Raw genomic sequence first — 17,763 nt, 5'->3', positions numbered from 1 at the left:
ACGTTATTCCCTGGCCGCCGGTACTGAGGGCGCAGAGGCCTGCTCAGGAACCAGTTGCTGTTCAAGACGTTTGACACGCCGTTCTGTACGGGCCAGCGCAACGCGGGTGCGCAGCCAGAACAGGCCGCAAATCAACCAACCAAGCACAAAACCTGCGGCAAACAAGGTTGCCAGAAGTGTTGAAACACGGTACTCGCCCTGGGCCAGTAAATAGTTAAAACTGACTACCTGATCATTCTGGGCACCAAGGGTGACTGAAATAACAAAAATCGCCAGTACAAGTAAGAATATTAATAAATATTTCACATTACTTCCCGTAGATGTGGTTACAGGCGAAGAAAATGTCCGCATACGCCATTCAGACTGTATAAATTAGCATTTCCCGCTGACAGGGGGAATAACAAACCACAGTTACCTGTCTCACTACATGGGGGTGCTCACACTGTTTGCAAGCAGCTAATTGTGCGGTTCACCGCTGCGTTCGGCTATTTCCTGCTCTTCCTGAGGCGGCGGGGTCAGCGGGCCGCACAGGCGCTGGGCCAGCCAACACCCCAGGGTCACTAATACCCAGGAAAGGATGGTAGCCCTAATTAAGTCTCTCGGCCAGTGCATTCCCAGTACCAGCCGGCTGCCCATCACCATCATCGCCCACAGCGTGATCAGCACAATCGTTACCGTTCTGCGCCGGGGCCACAGTAAGCCAATGGCCAGTAGTGCCCAGGTGGCGGCAAACATGGTGTGTCCCGAGGGGAAAGAAAAGCCGGTTTCATGTTCCCAGTGGTGGCGTAACCAGCCGGGTATGGCGGGCTGATCGGCCAACTGCTGGTTGACCAGCTCACCGCGCTGTTTGCTTTTTAAGCCGTAAAATTGCGCGACCGGGATATGATGGTTTTTCTCCAGCCATATCACATAGGGGCGCGGGGCCTGAACCTGGTTCTTGATCCACGATTTTGCCCCCTGCCCGGCCAGGATCACCGCCGCGAGGATTAACAGCAGCGTCAGCGCGGCCCGCAGGCGAAAACGCAGGCACCACAGAAACCATCCCCATAGCATCAGGTGGGTAATGATCCCCCAGGGTTCAGTCACGGTTTCGGTGGCCCAATACATCACTTTCAGCCAGGGTGAAAACAACGCATTGTGGTCCGGCGACCAGCGCCAGCCTGATATCAGTACACCGACAGGCATCACCAGTAAAATGGCGGCACCGATCAGGGTCCGCTTCGCAATCGATAACATGCACACTCCCGTTTTGTATCGGCCAAGGATAACCGAAAACGGGCACAAGGCGGGAGAGATTCCTGATTATCGCGTTGTTTTTTCTCCGGCAAAAAAAGCGGCATTATCCGGCAAGTGGCCGTGATGTGCCCTTCATACAATGCCCATTAGGCGATGCCTGGGCATTGTGGCAAAATAACCGATAATTGACATAAAGCCAGTTTGCTGGCGTACAACCACTGGGATATAACCAGTGCGGAAGTAAGTATCTGGAGATTCACATGCAGCTTAAACGAGTGGCAGAAGCCAAACTGCCAACCCCCTGGGGCGATTTCCTGATGGTGGGTTTTGAAGAACTGGCAACCGGTCAGGATCATGTGGCCCTGGTGTTTGGTGATATTACGGGTAAGGAGCCTGTGCTGGCCCGGGTGCATTCTGAGTGTCTGACCGGCGATGCATTATTCAGCCTGCGCTGCGATTGTGGGTTCCAGCTCGAAGCGGCGCTGGCACACATTGCCGAAGAGGGCCGCGGGATATTGCTTTACCATCGTCAGGAAGGCCGCAATATTGGTCTGCTGAATAAGATTCGCGCCTATGCGCTACAGGATCAAGGGTACGATACCGTGGAAGCGAACCACCAGTTAGGGTTTGCTGCCGATGAGCGTGATTTCACCCTGTGTGCAGATATGTTCAAACTGCTGGACGTCGATTCAGTCCGTTTGCTGACCAATAATCCGAAGAAGGTAGAGATCCTGACGGAGGCCGGGATCAACATTGTCGAGCGCGTGTCACTGATTGTTGGCCGCAACCCGAAAAATGCCCACTATCTGGATACCAAAGCCGCCAAAATGGGGCATTTGTTGTCCGAATAACCCGCCGGTAAGAGAACAGCAAGGGTCTGCATTATGCAGACCCTTTTTTATCTCCCCGCTGGCCTTAATCCAGCATATTGCGGATCACATACTGCAGGATCCCGCCGTGGCGGAAGTAGATCTGCTCATTACCGGTGTCTATCCGGCAGCGGCAATCCAGTTGCTGCTGGCGGCCATCGCTGAAGGTCAGGGTCACCGGCACCGTTGCCCCGGGGGTTACCGCGTCCAGCCCGCTGATATCCAGCACCTCCTCCCCGGTAAGCCCAAGGGTTTTACGCGTCACCCCGGCAGGAAATTCCAGCGGCAGGATCCCCATACCTATCAGGTTGGAGCGGTGAATACGCTCAAAAGACTCGGCGATCACCACCCTGACCCCCAATAAACGCGGCCCTTTGGCTGCCCAGTCGCGGCTGGAGCCAGAGCCATACTCTTTACCGGCAATCACCGCCAGCGGCGTCCCCTGCTGCTGATAACGCACCGACGCATCGTACACCGCAACCACATCATCACCCGGTAGCTGGCGGGTCATCCCCCCTTCTACCCCGGGCACCATTTCATTACGGATGCGGATATTGGCAAAGGTACCGCGCATCATCACCTCGTGGTTACCGCGCCGGGAGCCATAGGAGTTAAATTCATTACGGGCTACCCCGTGATTCTGGAGATAACGCCCGGCGGGGCTGTCCGGTTTGATATTGCCTGCCGGTGAGATATGGTCCGTGGTGACCGAGTCCCCCAGCATCAGCAGGATACGCGCACCGTGGATATCGGCCACCGGGGCCGGTGTTTTTTCCATATCGTCAAAAAACGGCGGCTTGCGAATATAGGTCGAATCCGCCTGCCAGCCATAGGTCTGGGAGGCCTCCACGTCAATCGCCTGCCATTCCGGTGTTCCGGAAAACACCGCCGCATACTCTTTCTTAAACATGGTGGTGGAGACGTTTGCCACGGCAGTGGCGATCTCTTCGCTGCCTGGCCAAATATCTTTTAACCATACCGGGTTACCGTCGCGGTCCTCTCCGAGCGGTTCACTGGCGAGATTCACTTTCATGTTCCCGGCCAGCGCATAGGCCACCACCAGCGGCGGTGAAGCCAGCCAGTTCGTTTTCACCAGCGGGTGGATACGGCCCTCAAAGTTACGGTTACCGGACAGCACGGCCCCGACGGTGAGATCCCCTTCACGAATGGCGTTTTCAATCGGCTCCGGTAGCGGGCCGGAGTTCCCGATACAGGTTGTGCAGCCATACCCCACCAGGTTAAAACCCAGCGCATCAAGGGAAGGCATCAGCCCCGCTTTATCCAGGTAGTCTGACACCACTTTGGAACCCGGCGCCAGGGAGGCCTTCACCCAGGGTTTGGGCCGCAGGCCTTTAGCCACGGCTTTTTGCGCCAGTAGCCCCGCGGCCATCAGTACACTGGGGTTCGAGGTATTGGTACAGGAGGTGATCGCCGCAATCACCACTGCGCCATCTGGCAGCGCGTGGCGCTCGCCGTTATGGCTGTAGCTGACGTCCCGGCGATCTTTTTGGGCGTGGTTGAGCTCCAGCTCAGTAGTGGCGGTAAATGCCGCCGGTACATCCCCGAGGGCCACCCGATCCTGCGGCCGCTTAGGGCCCGCCAGACTGGCCTCCACAGCGCCCATATCCAGGGCCAGCGTGCTGGTGAACACCGGTTCATCGCCCGGGTTACGCCACATGCCCTGTGCTTTGCAGTAAGCCTCCACCAGCGCGATTTGTTCATCGCTGCGCCCGCTGAGGCGCATATAATCCAGCGTGACCTGATCGACCGGGAAGAAGCCACAGGTGGCACCGTATTCCGGCGACATATTGGCAATGGTTGCCCGGTCGGCAAGGGGGAGTGAGTCCAGCCCGTCGCCGTAGAATTCAACAAATTTGCCCACCACCCCGTGTTTACGCAGCATCTGGGTCACCGTAAGCACCAGATCCGTGGCGGTGATCCCCTCGCGCAGTTTGCCGGTCAATTTAAACCCGACCACATCCGGGATCAGCATTGATACCGGCTGGCCAAGCATCGCGGCTTCGGCTTCGATGCCGCCCACGCCCCAGCCCAGCACCCCGAGGCCGTTAATCATCGTGGTGTGTGAATCGGTCCCGACCAGGCTGTCAGGCCAGGCAAACCAGTCGCCGCCTTGCTCCTCTCCCCAGACCGTTTTCCCCAGATATTCAAGGTTTACCTGGTGACAGATCCCGGTGCCCGGCGGGACCACGCGAAAGCGGTTAAACGCCTGCTGCCCCCAGCGCAGAAAAACATAGCGCTCGTGGTTACGTTCCATTTCCAGGCGCACGTTTTCACCGAACGCCTCATCATTGCCGAAGTGGTCCACCGTGACCGAGTGGTCAATCACCAGATCCACCGGGTTTAGCGGGTTCACCTTCTGGACATCACCGCCAAGGCGCTCTACCGCTTCACGCATCACGGCGAGGTCTACCACCGCCGGCACCCCGGTAAAATCCTGCATCAGCACCCGGGTGGGCCGCCAGGCAATCTCGCGATCGGCGTGGGCACTGTTTAGCCAGCCCGCCAGGGCTTCGATATCCTGTTCAGTCACCGCATCGCCATCCTGGTAACGCAACAGGTTCTCCATCAGGATTTTTAATGATTTAGGTAGCCGGGAAAGATCCCCCAGGGTGCTCGCCGCCCGGGGTAAGCTGTAGTAATGCCAGCGTTTATTGTGAATGGTTAACGTGTCCTTGCTGGCGTCATGTAAAGTCAACGACATAGCTCCTCCTTAATGATGGGGCCGGATAACGCGCGCAAACACACATCGTCATCTGGCCTTTATTAAAGATAGTATAAATATTCATTAACGTAATGATAACAACCGCCATTGGGTGAAATCGAAAATGACAATAACTCACGCACAATAACCGCCGGCGCAATCGTTTCACTGACAGGAGAAAATACGATTTCGGAGAATGAATAAATCACTGCGGATATTTACTGCGACTGATAAACTTTCCTGTTACAACAATTCAGAAAGAATCATTATTATTCTTAGTCGCGGTGGCTATTACGCCAATAATCAGGGCAGGAATAAAAGATACCCTTCCGGGCGGTTATTTATATGCCAGCGCCAGCGGGCGTGGCTGACGATGCCGGAATTGCGGCCCTGCGGGTGGTTCAGGCCCACCAGATGGCAATCAGCAGGGCGACGGCAATCCAGAATAGCGTATAAATTGTGTAATACCGTACCCGGGAAAATGTCCGCTTTTTATCATGTGACACTCCCTCAGGCCGCTCCTGATACATAACTTCCCCCGGCATGAATAGCACTTATTATTAATAACGCTGATGTTGTGTTATGGCTGTTATCACTGGTATAAAACGCGACATTTACATTTCAATCAACATAACATAAATAAAATAATAAGCGTTGCTTTTCAGAAAATACTTAACGCTCAGTCACAAAATGAAAACGATTCAGCGCCCGCGGCAGGAATAGCAAAAGGGCACGAAAGGTAAAATAGCGCCCCGGGTGATGCAGGCGCCTGGACTATTATTTTTCCGGCAGTTTAATATCTTTAAACATTGCCTCAATATCTTCATTGGAGCGCAGCGCTACGGCGGTGTCGACCACATCCCGGGTAAGGTGCGGCGCAAAGCGCTGAATAAAGTCGTACATATAGCTGCGCAGGAAGGTACTGCGGCGAAAGCCAATCTTGGTGGTGCTGTGGGTGAAAATCTCATTGGCATCGATACGCACCAGATCAGGGTCGGCCACCGGGTCCACCGCCATGCTGGCGATAACCCCCCCCCCTAACCCCAGCCGGACATAGGTTTTAATCACATCGGCATCGGTGGCGGTAAACACGATCCGCGGCGACAGCCCGGCGCGGTTAAACGCGGTGTCCAGCTCAGAGCGGCCGGTAAACCCAAAGGTATAGGTGACCAGGGGGTACTGGGCCAGCTCCTCGATCCCCACCGTGCTTTTTGACGCCAGCGGGTGGTCCGGGGTCACCACAATGGCCCGGTTCCAGTGGTAGCACGGCAGCATCACCAGATCGTCATACAGATGCAGCGCCTCAGTCGCGATGGCAAAATCCGCGTTGCCTTTGGACACCGCCTCGGCAATCTGGGTTGGCGATCCCTGGTGCATATGCAGTGACACCCGGGGATAGCGTTCGATAAATCCTTTGATAACCCCGGGCAGCGCATAGCGGGTCTGGGTATGCGTGGTCGCCACATACAGGGAGCCTTTATCCGGCCAGGTGTGCTCACCGGCAACGGACTTAATGGCGTCAACTTTGGACAGTACCTCACGGGCAATACGGATAATCTCCTGGCCCGCCGGGGTGACCTGGGTCAGGTGTTTACCGCTGCGGGAGAATATTTGAATGCCCAGCTCATCCTCCAGCATTCGCACCTGTTTACTGATGCCGGGCTGGGACGTGTACAGCCCTTCGGCTGTCGAAGAGACATTCAGGTTGTGGTTAACCACTTCAACGATATACCGTAACTGCTGTAATTTCATGAGGTACCATCCGGGATCACTGCTGCACACTTAGGGTCAAATAAGCAGGGTTAAATAAGCAGAGTTAACAAAGCCTGAAAAAATGCTCTTTGTTGTTACATTTGAGCAAAAAGGCATAAACACTATACCACTTATATCTTCTGTGTATAGACAGGTGTAACAGATTATAACGCCCCTTCAGATAAAAAAAGGGCCGGATTTCCGGCCCTTAGTTTTACTGCTCTGCAGGTTGCTACGGCGTCAGCCGCCCGGCAGGCTACTTTTTGGTTTCCACCCATTTACCGTCAACGAAAAACGCTGACCAGCCAGTGGCTTTGCCGTCTTTCTCAGACGACACGTACTGCTGTTTGGTTTTACGGCTGAAACGCACCACGGTTTTGTTACCGTTGCCGTCCTGCTGAGGCGCATCCGCCAGATAACGCAGTTTTTCCGGCAGACGATCGCGGAAGCGGTATAACTCTTCCACCAGCGGCGCGCGGGTTTCCCGGGATTTCGGGAAGGTGTTCGCCGCCAGGAAGATCCCCGCTGCGCCATCGCGCAGCACAAAGTACGCGTCGGACTTCTCGCACGAAAGCTCCGGCAGCGGTACCGGATCTTCTTTCGGTGGCGCCACTTCGCCGTTACGCAGGATCTTACGGGTGTTTTTACACTCGTCGTTGGTACAAGCCATGTATTTACCAAAACGCCCCATTTTCAGGTGCATTTCAGCGCCGCATTTCTCGCACTCCACGATCGGACCATCGTAGCCCTTGATCCGGAACTCGCCCTCTTCGATTTCGTAACCGTCACAGGTGGGGTTATTACCGCACACGTGAATTTTACGCTTCGGATCGATAAGGTAGCTGTCCATTGCGGTGCCGCACTTCTGGCAACGGCGCTTCGCCCGCAGGGCGTTGGTTTCCGCATCATCCCCTTCCAGCACGTTGAGAACTTCGTTCTCAGGGATCAGGTTGATGGTGGTTTTACAACGTTCTTTCGGCGGTAACGCATAACCGGAACAACCGAGGAATACCCCGGTGCTGGCGGTGCGGATGCCCATCTGACGGCTGCACGTCGGGCATTCAATGCTGGTCAGCACCATCTGGTTAGTACGCATCCCGCCATCTTCGGGGGCTTTTTCTGCCGTCTCCAGCTGCTGGGTGAAGTTACTAAAGAAGCTGTCCAGCACATGGCGCCACTCTTCTTCGTGGCTGGCCACCAGGTCCAGACGATCTTCCATCTGGGCCGTGAAGTCATAATTCATTAACTCACGGAAGTTTTCTTCCAGCCGGTCGGTGACGATCTCACCCATTTTTTCGGCATAGAAGCGGCGGTTCTCGACCTTCACATAACCACGATCCTGAATAGTGGAAATGATGGATGCATAGGTAGACGGACGGCCAATACCGCGTTTTTCCAGCTCTTTAACCAGTGACGCTTCGCTAAAACGCGCAGGCGGTTTAGTAAAGTGCTGTGCGGGTTGCAAATCGATAAGCGACAGCGTATCGCCCTGGTTAACCGCCGGCAGCGTGCGGTCTTCATCGCCTTTACGCAGCGCGGGCATCACTTTGGTCCAGCCGTCGAAGCGCAGAATACGGCCCCGGGCTTTAAGGCGGTAATCCCCTGCCCCCACAGTTAGCGTGGTGGAGTCATACTTCGCTGGGGTCATCTGGCACGCCACAAACTGACGCCACACCAGCTGATACAGCTTCTGGGCATCCGCTTCCATATCTTTGAGGCTCTCAGCCAGTACGCTAACGTCTGACGGACGAATAGCTTCGTGCGCTTCCTGAGAGTTCTCTTTATTGGCGTACTGGTTGGCCTTAGCGGGCAGATATTTCTCACCGAAATTCTCGCCGATATAGTCCCGGGCCATGGTCACCGCATCCTGGCTCAAATTGGTTGAGTCAGTACGCATATAGGTGATGTAGCCCGCTTCATACAGGCGCTGGGCCAGCATCATGGTTTTCTTCACGCCATAACCGAGGCGTGTACTGGCAGCCTGTTGCAGCGTGGAGGTGATAAACGGCGCACCGGGCTTACTGCTGGTGGGTTTATCTTCCCGTTCAACCACGTGATAACTGGCTTTTTCCAGCAGGCTAACTGCCGCCATGGTCTCTTGCTGGTTGGTCGGGCGGAACGGTTTATCCAGGTAATGCGACACTTCCACCGGCAGCGTATCGCCTGACGGGGTGGATAAATTGGCGTCGATTTCCCAGAACTCTTCCGGCACAAACGCTTTGATTTCGCGCTCGCGCTCTACCACCAGGCGCACAGCCACTGACTGAACGCGGCCCGCAGACAACCCGCGGGCTATCTTTTTCCACAGCAGTGGAGAGACCATATACCCCACCACGCGGTCCATGAAACGGCGCGCTTGCTGGGCATTTACCCGGTCGATATTCAGTTCGCCCGGTTTTTCAAAAGCCTGTTGGATGGCGTTTTTAGTGATTTCATTAAACACCACCCGGCTGTAGCGTTGCTCGTCGCCGCCGATCACTTCCCGCAGGTGCCAGGCAATGGCTTCCCCTTCGCGGTCAAGGTCGGTTGCGAGATAGATATGATCTGCCTTTTCGGCGAGGGATTTCAGTTCCGAAACCACCTTCTCTTTACCGGGCAGGATCTCATAGTCCGCATCCCAGTTGTGCCACGGGTTAATGCCCATACGGTTAACTAGCGCCGTACGCTCATCTTTCTTACCCTTTTTGGCCGTTTTGCTGGCGGCGGAGTCAGCGCTCTTTTTTTGGGCTGAGCCACTGGTCGGCAGATCGCGAATATGACCAACACTGGATTTGACCACGTAATCGTTGCCAAGATACTTGTTGATCGTTTTGGCTTTTGCCGGGGACTCAACGATGACGAGAGCTTTGCCCATATTCACCTTTACCTATTTAATTCTTCCAGGAATACGTCGCGCTTCCACCTTCCACTGGCGACGAACCGTTTTTTATATTGCGGCAGCGTCCGAAGATATCAAGCACTTTTCTCTGCATCGCACCGAAACTGCGAGGTCCAGCCCGTTGAGAATACAGGGATTTTTGCACCGGAAAACAATGTGCACGACGATGTTTGGTTGAATGTCAAGCAATTCTGTTGCCAGATCTGCGAAAGCGTCACACTCTACCTGATAAAATCGGATACGCAACTTTAATTAGCATGCAATAGTGATTCGTGCCACCCGGGGCCCCGTCTTCCGGGCGTCAGTCATCCGCAGGATTATTTGCACAATCCAGGAAGGCGGCAGTAAACTACCCGCAGTTTGTAAGGAGAAAGCAATGAGAGCCCCGACTCAACCTATCGACCGTAAAACCCTGTTAATCGAAGCAAACCAGCTGATTCGCGATCATGAAGATACCATGGCCGGCATTGAGGCAACTGACGTTGTGCAAAAAGGCGATGTGTTAGTGTTCCGCGGCGAATATTACCTTGATGAGCAAGGTCTTCCGACCCCGAAAAGCACCGCAGTCTTTAATATGTTTAAATACCTGGCGAGCACCCTGTCGGATAAATACCACCTGGTTGATTGATAATCACACCGTGCTCAGCAAAAACAGGCCGGTCACCCGGCCTGTTTTCAGCGCCTGTCTTCAGGCAGAAGGATGTTGCTGGCCCCGCTGCCACCAGCGCAATAACAACCGATCCGCGCTTTGTGCCGCGCTTTGGGTAAAGCGATCGACCATTTTCTTACGCTGAACGTAACGCACGCCGACCACGTCATAACGCTCTACCCGCTCGATCAGCCAGTCATCACTGGTGCCAATCGCATCCACCAGCCCTTTATCCAGTGCCTGGGTGCCATACCAGTGTTCACCCGTTGCCACACTGTCAATATCCAGCGTCGGGCGCATCTGGTGCACAAACTGCTTAAACAACAGATGGGTCTGGTTCAAATCCTCGCGGAATTTCTCACGGCCTTCCGGGGTGTTCTCGCCAAACAAGGTCAGGGTACGTTTGTACTGCCCGGCGGTATGCAGCTCAACGTCAATATCGTGGTTTTTCAGCAGACGGTTAAAGTTGGGAAACTGCGCCACGACCCCGATAGAGCCAATAATAGAAAACGGCGCCGCGACAATGGTATTCGCCACGCAGGCCATCATATATCCGCCGCTGGCGGCGACTTTATCCACCACCGCCGTTAACGGGATCTGCCGCTCGCGCAGACGCTGGAGCTGGGACGCCGCCAGCCCGTATCCGTGCACCACCCCACCGGGGCTTTCCAGACGCAGTACTACCTCATCACCCGCCCGGGCCACCGCCAGTACCGCCGTGACCTCTTCACGTAATGAGGAGACCTCATGGGCATCCATACTGCCTTTGAAATCCAGCACATACAGGGTCGGTTTTACCGAGCTGGAGGTTTCGCCGCGCCGGGCCCGGGCTTTTGCCTGTTTGGCTTCCAGCTTTTGTTTCTTTTTCTGCCCTTTATGCCAGAGTTTTTGCTGGTGGCTATCGAGCAGCGCAACCTGCATTTCTTCCTGGGCATCCTGATATTGCTCACTCAGCCGCGTTACGCGCAGTTCGCCGCGCTGGGCCTTTTTACGCTGTGCAACATTCACCATTACTACTGCCAGCACCGCGATAGCCACCACTATCGTGGCAATTTTGGCGAGGAATAATCCATAATCAGCAATCACATCCACGATATAGCCTCGTTTTCAGCCAGTTTACGTTGCGTCATTGTACCCGAATGCCGCCGCGCCGTCCTGCCCCGCCGTTGCGGCCCGTTGCGATACCGCCACCCGGATACTGATGAAATCATTACAAAATGTGAGTAGCGGAGATTGTCATCCCTGGGCTGATTGAAATTAGCATCACTTTCAGGCATAAACCCTGAAACGAATTTGAAACATCTCCGGTTATAACCATGAATATTATATGGATGAGTCTTTAACAGGCGGTGTTGTCCATCCAGTGCGAGGAATTGACATGCACTATCAGCCAAAGCGCGATTTATTACAAAACCGGATTATCCTGGTCACCGGCGCCAGCGACGGTATCGGCCGCGAGGCCGCGCTGACCTACGCACGCTACGGTGCCCGTCTGGTACTGCTGGGGCGCAATGAGGAGAAACTTCAGGCAACGGCGGATCAAATTGCCCGGATTAGCCCAATACAGCCCCACTGCTTTATTCTTGACTTACTGAGCGCCACCCCGGAAAGCTGCCAGCAGCTGGCCCGGCAAATTAGCCAGCTCGTGCCGCGTCTGGACGGGGTGCTGCATAATGCTGGCATCCTCGGCGAGATCTTGCCCATGGCCCAACAGGATCCCCAGCGCTGGATGGCGGTGATGCAGGTCAATGTCAACGCCACCTTTATGCTCACCCAGGCATTGCTTCCTTTATTACTGCTGTCAGATGCCGGCTCCCTGGTGTTTACCAGCTCCAGCGTTGGCCGCCAGGGGCGCGCCGGCTGGGGGGCCTATGCGGTATCCAAGTTTGCCACCGAAGGAATGATGCAAGTGCTGGCCGACGAGTACCGCCAGCACAACCTGCGGGTTAACTGTATCAACCCAGGCGGCACCCGTACCGACATGCGCGCCAGCGCCTTCCCCACAGAAGATCCACGTAAGCTCAAGACCCCACAGGATATTATGCCGCTCTACTTGTGGTTAATGGGCGACGACAGCCGCCGTAAAACCGGCATGAGTTTTGATGCCCAACCCAACCGTAAACCAGGGATTGCCGAATGAGTGAACAACGTTACCGCGAGCGCCAGCAGCGGGTGAAAGAAAAAGTCGACTCCCGGGTGGCCGCCGCACAGCAGGAGCGCGGGATAATCATGGTATTTACCGGGAATGGCAAAGGGAAAACCACCGCCGCTTTCGGTACCGCGACCCGGGCCGTGGGCCACGGTAAAAACGTCGGCGCGATCCAGTTTATTAAAGGCACCTGGCCAAATGGCGAACGTAACCTGCTGGAGCCGCTGGGGGTCGAATTTCAGGTGATGGCGACCGGTTTTACCTGGGAAACCCAGAACCGGGAAAGCGATACCGCCGCCTGTCTGGCCGTATGGCAACACGCCAAACGCATGCTGGCGGACCCGTCGCTGGATATGGTTATCCTTGATGAGCTGACCTATATGGTGGCTTACGATTATCTGGCCCTGGATGACGTGCTCAGCACCCTGCAAAACCGCCCGGCAACCCAGACGGTGATCATCACCGGACGAGGCTGCCATCGGGATATTCTGGCGCTGGCGGATACCGTTAGCGAACTGCGCCCGGTCAAACACGCCTTTGAGGCCGGGGTAAAAGCCCAGTTGGGGATTGATTACTGAGTATCCTGCTGCTGGCGCTGGGCCAGCCCGCTGGCCAGTGCCTGGCGCAGGCTATCGTTCAGCGCCAGATACACACACTCACCGCCGTGGGCGGTAGGGTCAGCGGGGGACAATGCCTGTTTACGGTAACCGGTAGGGGTAACCCCGTGGTGTTTATTAAAAGCGGCAATCAGCAGTTTATGCTGCCGGAAGCCGCTCATCAGCGCAATATCGGTAATCGGGATCCGGGTATCACGCAGCAGCATCCGTGCTTTATTGAGCCGCACGACTGTCAGATATTCCCGGAACGTGCACCGGCTGATACGGGCAAACAACCGCGAGAATCCCCCGTAGCTCATCCCGACATGGTCGGCCACCTGTTGCAGGGTCAGCGGCCCGTCAAAATGCCCATTGATAAACCCAATGCCGCGCTTAATTTTCCCCATATCCCTGGTGCTGACCCCGGCCTGTGGCAGCATTTTCCCGGCGTGTTGCAACGCATTCAGCAGCAGATAAGTTGTCGCAATGCGCATAAAAGGCGCGTTGCCCGCAACGACACTCTCCAGTAGTTGCCCCAGACAGCGGGCCACCTGTTCATCCCCGGTGCCCAGCGGCCGCCCGGCAGTGCAATAATCCAGCCGTGGTGCTGGATGCAGGGCATCAAACAACGCCGGGGAAAACTGCACAGTTATCAGGCGGCTGTCCGGCTGCCGGGCGCTGAGGGTATGTACCGTTTCGGCACTGAGATACAGCCTATCGCCGGCAGTGAGCAGGTATTCCTGCTGGTCCGCCACCACCCAAAACGCACCGCTGAGTACCGTGATAAGCTCCGGGGCCGGATGCCAGTGCGGCTCACAATACGCCACCTGGGCAGCAAACAGATTAAGTTTATCCGCATCAAAAGCTATCAGTTCACAGCCCCCCTGGCCGGAGGGCTGTGAGGGGCAATGTTGCTGGCGGGTCAGGGCAAATGGAAACACCGGCTTCTCCTGTCAGGGGTGATCCTCCGGGCTGGCGGCCAGGGCCGCATTTAGCGCGCCGCGGTCAATCTCCAGCCCGAGGAACGCCGTCAGCGCCACATACAGGCCGCAGAACATATCCGGTGCCAGTGCCTGCAGCCTGGCGCGAATTTGCGCCTCGGGCAGTTGGCTGTGCCGGGCCACCAGCGCCACCACCCGGGAAAAAGGCCCCGGTTGCTGAATCAACTGCTGGAGCGAATTATCATCACGCAGCGGCACAAAGTGCGGCGCCGCGGTAATGCTGACCGCCGCCTCCAGTTGACTATCCCGCGAGGATTTCCCCAGCCGCAGCCGGTAAATGCCCGGCTCGACAACCCAGTCTTCAAGCGCCGGATGATAGCAGGCCAGCTCGCTGACCGGTATGCTGAGCGTCACCATTCCGCTCTCGCCTGGCGCCAGGCGGATGCAGGCAAACGCTTTAAGCGCCTGCACCTCGCGGATCAGCTCGCCGGACGGCGGAGTAACGTACAGCTGGACAATCTCTTTGCCCGCCATCGGCCCCTGATTAGTCACCGTCAGGCTGATGTCCAGCCGACCCTGCGCATCCGCCTGCTGGGGGGTAACCTGCAGATCGCCCCAGCTGAAGTGGCTATAGCTCAGCCCAAAACCAAACGGAAACTGGGGCGTTATCTGCCGTTTATCATAGTAGCGGTAGCCGACAAACAGCCCTTCACCATAATAGTGGCGCAGCCCCTCCCCGGGGTAATTTAGCCAGGCGGGAGTCTCCTCAAGGGTATTAGGAACAGTGACCGTCAACCGCCCGCAGGGGTTACGTAACCCGAACAGCAATTCCGCGACGGCACGCCCCATCCCCTGGCCGGCAAAAAACGTCTCCAGCAGCGCACTGCATTTCCCCAGCCACGGCATTACAACGGCATCGCTATTGGCCAGCACCACCACCACCTTCGGCTGTACCGCGGCCACCGCGTCGATCAGCCGCCGGTGGCTGGGCAAGATATCAAGATCTTTACGATCGCCATTTTCACCATCCTCCCCCACGGCGGTGCTGACAAACACAATCGCCACGTCCGCCGTCCGGGCCTGCGCCACCGCCTGGGCCAGCGCCTGCTCGTCATCGGCATCATCCCGGGGCGTCCCTACCGCATAGTGAATCTCGAATGCCTCACCGGCAACATCCACTATTTCATCCAGGGGCCGGTCGAGCAACCAGGGGACGGTGGTCGCACATCCCGAGCCCTGAATAACCGGATACTGAGCCGGTTTGCCGCAGACGGCGATCGTTTTCACCTTTTCGGCGGTCAGTGGCAGCACATCACTGTCATTTTTCAACAGCACAATCGACTCTGCCGCCAGGGTCTGGGCCAGTCGGTGGTGCGCCTGAAAATCGGCCCGGGTGTCTGGCCTGCGCTGGCGTTCGACTTTATCAACCAGCTTCAGCATCCGCAGGCAAGCCTGGTCAACGGCCTCAACGGGGACCTCTCCCCGCGCAATAGCATCCCGCAGTGCCGCTTTCCCGGTGTGCTCCTCGGGCATGGCCAGATCATTGCCGGCCAGCAGCGAGGCGGGCCTATCCTTAATGCCGTACCAGTCAGACATCACCAGCCCGTCATACCCCCATTGGTTGCGCAGAATATCCGTCAGCAAACCGGGATCCTGCGAGGTCTGAACGCCGTTAAGCCGGTTATAAGAGGACATCAGCGTCCAGGGGGCTGATTTGCGGATGGCGCGCCAAAACCCGGCGAGATAAATTTCGTGCAGGGCGCGCGGTGCAATAACAGAGTCCATTTCAGTGCGCCGGTATTCTGAGTTATTGGCGGCAAAATGTTTCAGGCAGGCGCCCACCCCCTGGTCCTGTAGCCCATTGATCAACGCCGCGGCAATCTCCCCGCTGACCACCGGATCTTCCGCATAATATTCATACCCCCGGCCGGCCAGCGGCGTACGGCGGATATTGATCCCTGGGCCGAGTAAAACACCCACCCCCATATGCTGACATTCACGGCCCAGCGCCTCGCCCATGCGGTAGACCAGCTCCGTGTCCCAGCAGCAGGCCAGGCTCGAACCGTTCGGGAAGCAGGTGGCCGGTAGAGACGGGCTGAACAGCGCCTCGCTGCCGCCGCGGGTAGCCTCTTCACCAGTGACCTCCCCGGCGTGCTGGCCCACCACATTCAGAAAATCATCCATGCTCCACTTTTCGTCACCGTCGATCTGTGCGCGGCTGTAGCGCACACCGTAGGTGCCGTCGGTCATGACCAGGCCCGGGATCCCCAGCCGCGCAATGGTCGCGGTACGCCATAACCCACTTCCGCTGAGCAACTCAACCTTCTCCGCTATACTCAGCGCGCTAATCAGGCCGGTAAAATTGGTGGTCATCTTTTCAGTACTCCTGGGCAGGTTCAGAGGGGGCGTTTTTACGCTGGGCAATACGGCGCACAATATCCCGGTAGTGGCGCTCATCAAGGGTGTAATACCAGACAAACAGGCCGCTGATGGCGAGCATCGCCGCCGGGAACAGGGTCATCATCAGCGTGATCCCATTCATGGCCCCGCTGCTGATACGGGCGGCGTCATACTGGTAGAAATCAAGCAGCCAGCCCGCGCACCCGCCGCCGATGGCCATGGCAATTTTGGTGACAAAATTAAAGAATCCATATATCGCGCCCTCACTGCGTACGCCATGGTGCCATTCCGCGTATTCCACGGTGTCCGCTATCATTGACCACATGGCAACAAACCCCATACCGAGGGTGATACTGAACAGGCAGACCCCGGTCATGATAAGCCACAGGTTATTATCGGCGAGGAAATACTGCATCAGCAGACCGGCGATACCAATGGCCAGCGCCAGTAGCGCCATGCGCTTTTTCCCCATCACGGCAATTGCTTTTTCCGAAATAACCGAGCCAAAAATATATGCCGCCGACTGAATCAGAAAAAATGACGTGGTAAATTTTTCATCGCCAATAATATATTTAATAAAATAGACGGCAATGGCCATCCACAGCGTATAGGCAATATAGAAAAATATCGTAAATAACGACAGGTGAAGCAAAGGGGGATTCCCGGATACCGCTTTTAACATCGCTTTTATCCCCGGGGGAGGACAATCTGGCTCATCACCCACCCGCTCACGGGTCATCGCAAAACACACGAGAAATAATAGCGTGGCCAGCAGGGAAAAACAGCCGACGGCAAAGATATAGCCGTGGCGCGGATTATCGAAAGGGGCTATCAGCAAACTGGCGGTGGTCGACACCAGTAAATAGCCCAACACCGCCAATACAAAGCGATATACCGACAGCGACGCCCGGGAGCCCTCATGCTGGGTAAGGCGATTGGTCATTGCCGAATAAGGCGTATTCACCGCCGTATAGGCCAGGCAATAAAGAGTATAGCTGGTTAAGGCATAATAGAATTTGGCATCACCGTCCGGGGCAACAAAGCACAGCACCGTTAAAAAACCCAGCGGGATCGCGCCATAACGCAACCAGGCACGCAGTTTTCCATGGCGGCTGCGGGTTTTGTCTACCCAAAACCCCACCACTATATTAAATAGTGCATCAACTACTCTGGCGATAACAAAAATAATACTCGCCTGGGTGGCGCTAAGGCCATAAATATCGGTATAGAAAAATAGTAAAAATAACGATACGAAACCAAAGGAGAGATTCGAAGCAAAATCACCCAGACCATAACCTATTTTCTCTCTGGCATCGATAACAACATAACCTGCGGATAATTGTTGCGACCTTTCCATATACGGGTACCTGTTATTGTTATATTCGTCACATAGCCGGTATTATTTTCCTGGGTGCCCGGTGAGCGAGCATGAATAATAACCGACAGCAATATTACGATTACGCAACAGCAGTGGCTTTGTTGAATAAATCAGATTTCGGGTAAGTCTCCCCCGTAGCGGGTTGTGTTTTCAGGCAATACGCACACTTTCAGGCATACCTGCTTTCGTCATT

General features: G+C 55.9%; 13 protein-coding genes. 4 read left to right on the top strand and 9 right to left on the bottom strand.

The features are described from left to right. Positions 1–3: 3 nt before the first annotated feature. On the bottom strand, positions 4–306 hold the full coding sequence (locus tag F9C28_RS01285; RefSeq protein WP_199013297.1) for a LapA family protein: 303 nt from the start codon (positions 304–306) through the stop codon (positions 4–6). A 150-nt stretch (positions 307–456) separates the two neighbouring features. Then, on the bottom strand, positions 457–1,236 hold the full coding sequence (gene pgpB, locus F9C28_RS01280) for a phosphatidylglycerophosphatase B (protein ID WP_199013296.1): 780 nt from the start codon (positions 1,234–1,236) through the stop codon (positions 457–459). A 260-nt stretch (positions 1,237–1,496) separates the two neighbouring features. On the opposite strand from pgpB, the gene ribA reads away from it, so the two are divergent. Next, positions 1,497–2,087, top strand: a complete 591-nt coding sequence (gene ribA / locus F9C28_RS01275) for a GTP cyclohydrolase II (RefSeq protein WP_199013295.1) — start codon at positions 1,497–1,499, stop codon at positions 2,085–2,087. Positions 2,088–2,151: 64 nt separating this feature from the next. Here ribA and acnA read toward each other — a convergent pair whose 3' ends face one another. The 3 genes from acnA to topA all read right to left on the bottom strand — a co-directional run bounded on the left by acnA (position 2,152) and on the right by topA (position 9,433). After that, positions 2,152–4,827, bottom strand: a complete 2,676-nt coding sequence (acnA, locus tag F9C28_RS01270) for an aconitate hydratase AcnA (protein WP_199013294.1) — start codon at positions 4,825–4,827, stop codon at positions 2,152–2,154. A gap of 777 nt (positions 4,828–5,604) precedes the next feature. Further along, complete coding sequence (gene cysB, locus F9C28_RS01265) at positions 5,605–6,579, bottom strand: HTH-type transcriptional regulator CysB (protein ID WP_199013293.1); 975 nt, start codon at positions 6,577–6,579, stop codon at positions 5,605–5,607. Positions 6,580–6,835: 256 nt separating this feature from the next. Beyond that, positions 6,836–9,433: a type I DNA topoisomerase gene (gene topA, locus F9C28_RS01260; protein WP_199013292.1), complete on the bottom strand. Its 2,598-nt coding sequence runs from the start codon at positions 9,431–9,433 to the stop codon at positions 6,836–6,838. A 400-nt stretch (positions 9,434–9,833) separates the two neighbouring features. Between topA and F9C28_RS01255 the strand changes: the two genes are divergently transcribed. Next, on the top strand, positions 9,834–10,085 hold the full coding sequence (locus F9C28_RS01255) for a YciN family protein (protein ID WP_199013291.1): 252 nt from the start codon (positions 9,834–9,836) through the stop codon (positions 10,083–10,085). A 60-nt stretch (positions 10,086–10,145) separates the two neighbouring features. Here F9C28_RS01255 and sohB read toward each other — a convergent pair whose 3' ends face one another. After that, positions 10,146–11,198, bottom strand: coding sequence for a protease SohB (gene sohB, locus F9C28_RS01250; protein ID WP_199013290.1), 1,053 nt, complete (start codon positions 11,196–11,198; stop codon positions 10,146–10,148). A 286-nt stretch (positions 11,199–11,484) separates the two neighbouring features. Between sohB and F9C28_RS01245 the strand changes: the two genes are divergently transcribed. Both F9C28_RS01245 and cobO read left to right on the top strand, forming a co-directional pair. Beyond that, a complete protein-coding gene (locus F9C28_RS01245; protein WP_199013289.1) occupies positions 11,485–12,246 on the top strand; it encodes a YciK family oxidoreductase in 762 nt (253 codons plus the stop codon). Beyond that, a complete protein-coding gene (cobO, locus tag F9C28_RS01240; protein WP_199013288.1) occupies positions 12,243–12,833 on the top strand; it encodes a cob(I)yrinic acid a,c-diamide adenosyltransferase in 591 nt (196 codons plus the stop codon). Before F9C28_RS01245 ends, cobO begins: the two co-directional genes overlap by 4 nt. Here the strand turns inward: cobO and F9C28_RS01235 are convergent. From F9C28_RS01235 to F9C28_RS01225, 3 genes are read right to left on the bottom strand one after another with little or no spacing between them, the layout of a single operon-like run. After that, entirely contained in the window at positions 12,827–13,792 is a 966-nt protein-coding gene (locus tag F9C28_RS01235) for an AraC family transcriptional regulator (protein WP_199013287.1), read from the bottom strand. The two genes, cobO and F9C28_RS01235, sit on opposite strands and share 7 nt — an antisense overlap. 12 nt (positions 13,793–13,804) lie before the next feature. Next, on the bottom strand, positions 13,805–16,165 hold the full coding sequence (locus F9C28_RS01230) for a beta-glucosidase family protein (RefSeq protein ID WP_199013286.1): 2,361 nt from the start codon (positions 16,163–16,165) through the stop codon (positions 13,805–13,807). A gap of 4 nt (positions 16,166–16,169) precedes the next feature. Then, positions 16,170–17,549 (bottom strand): MFS transporter, encoded by a 1,380-nt coding sequence (locus F9C28_RS01225; RefSeq protein ID WP_199013285.1) that lies wholly within the window; start codon positions 17,547–17,549, stop codon positions 16,170–16,172. Positions 17,550–17,763: the final 214 nt, after the last annotated feature.

Origin of the sequence: Shimwellia pseudoproteus (genome assembly GCF_016415625.1) — a bacterium.
GTDB lineage: Bacteria > Pseudomonadota > Gammaproteobacteria > Enterobacterales > Enterobacteriaceae > Shimwellia > Shimwellia pseudoproteus.
The sequence above is the reverse complement of the archived record's forward strand: the minus strand, read 5'-3'. Positions and strand labels throughout refer to the sequence as shown.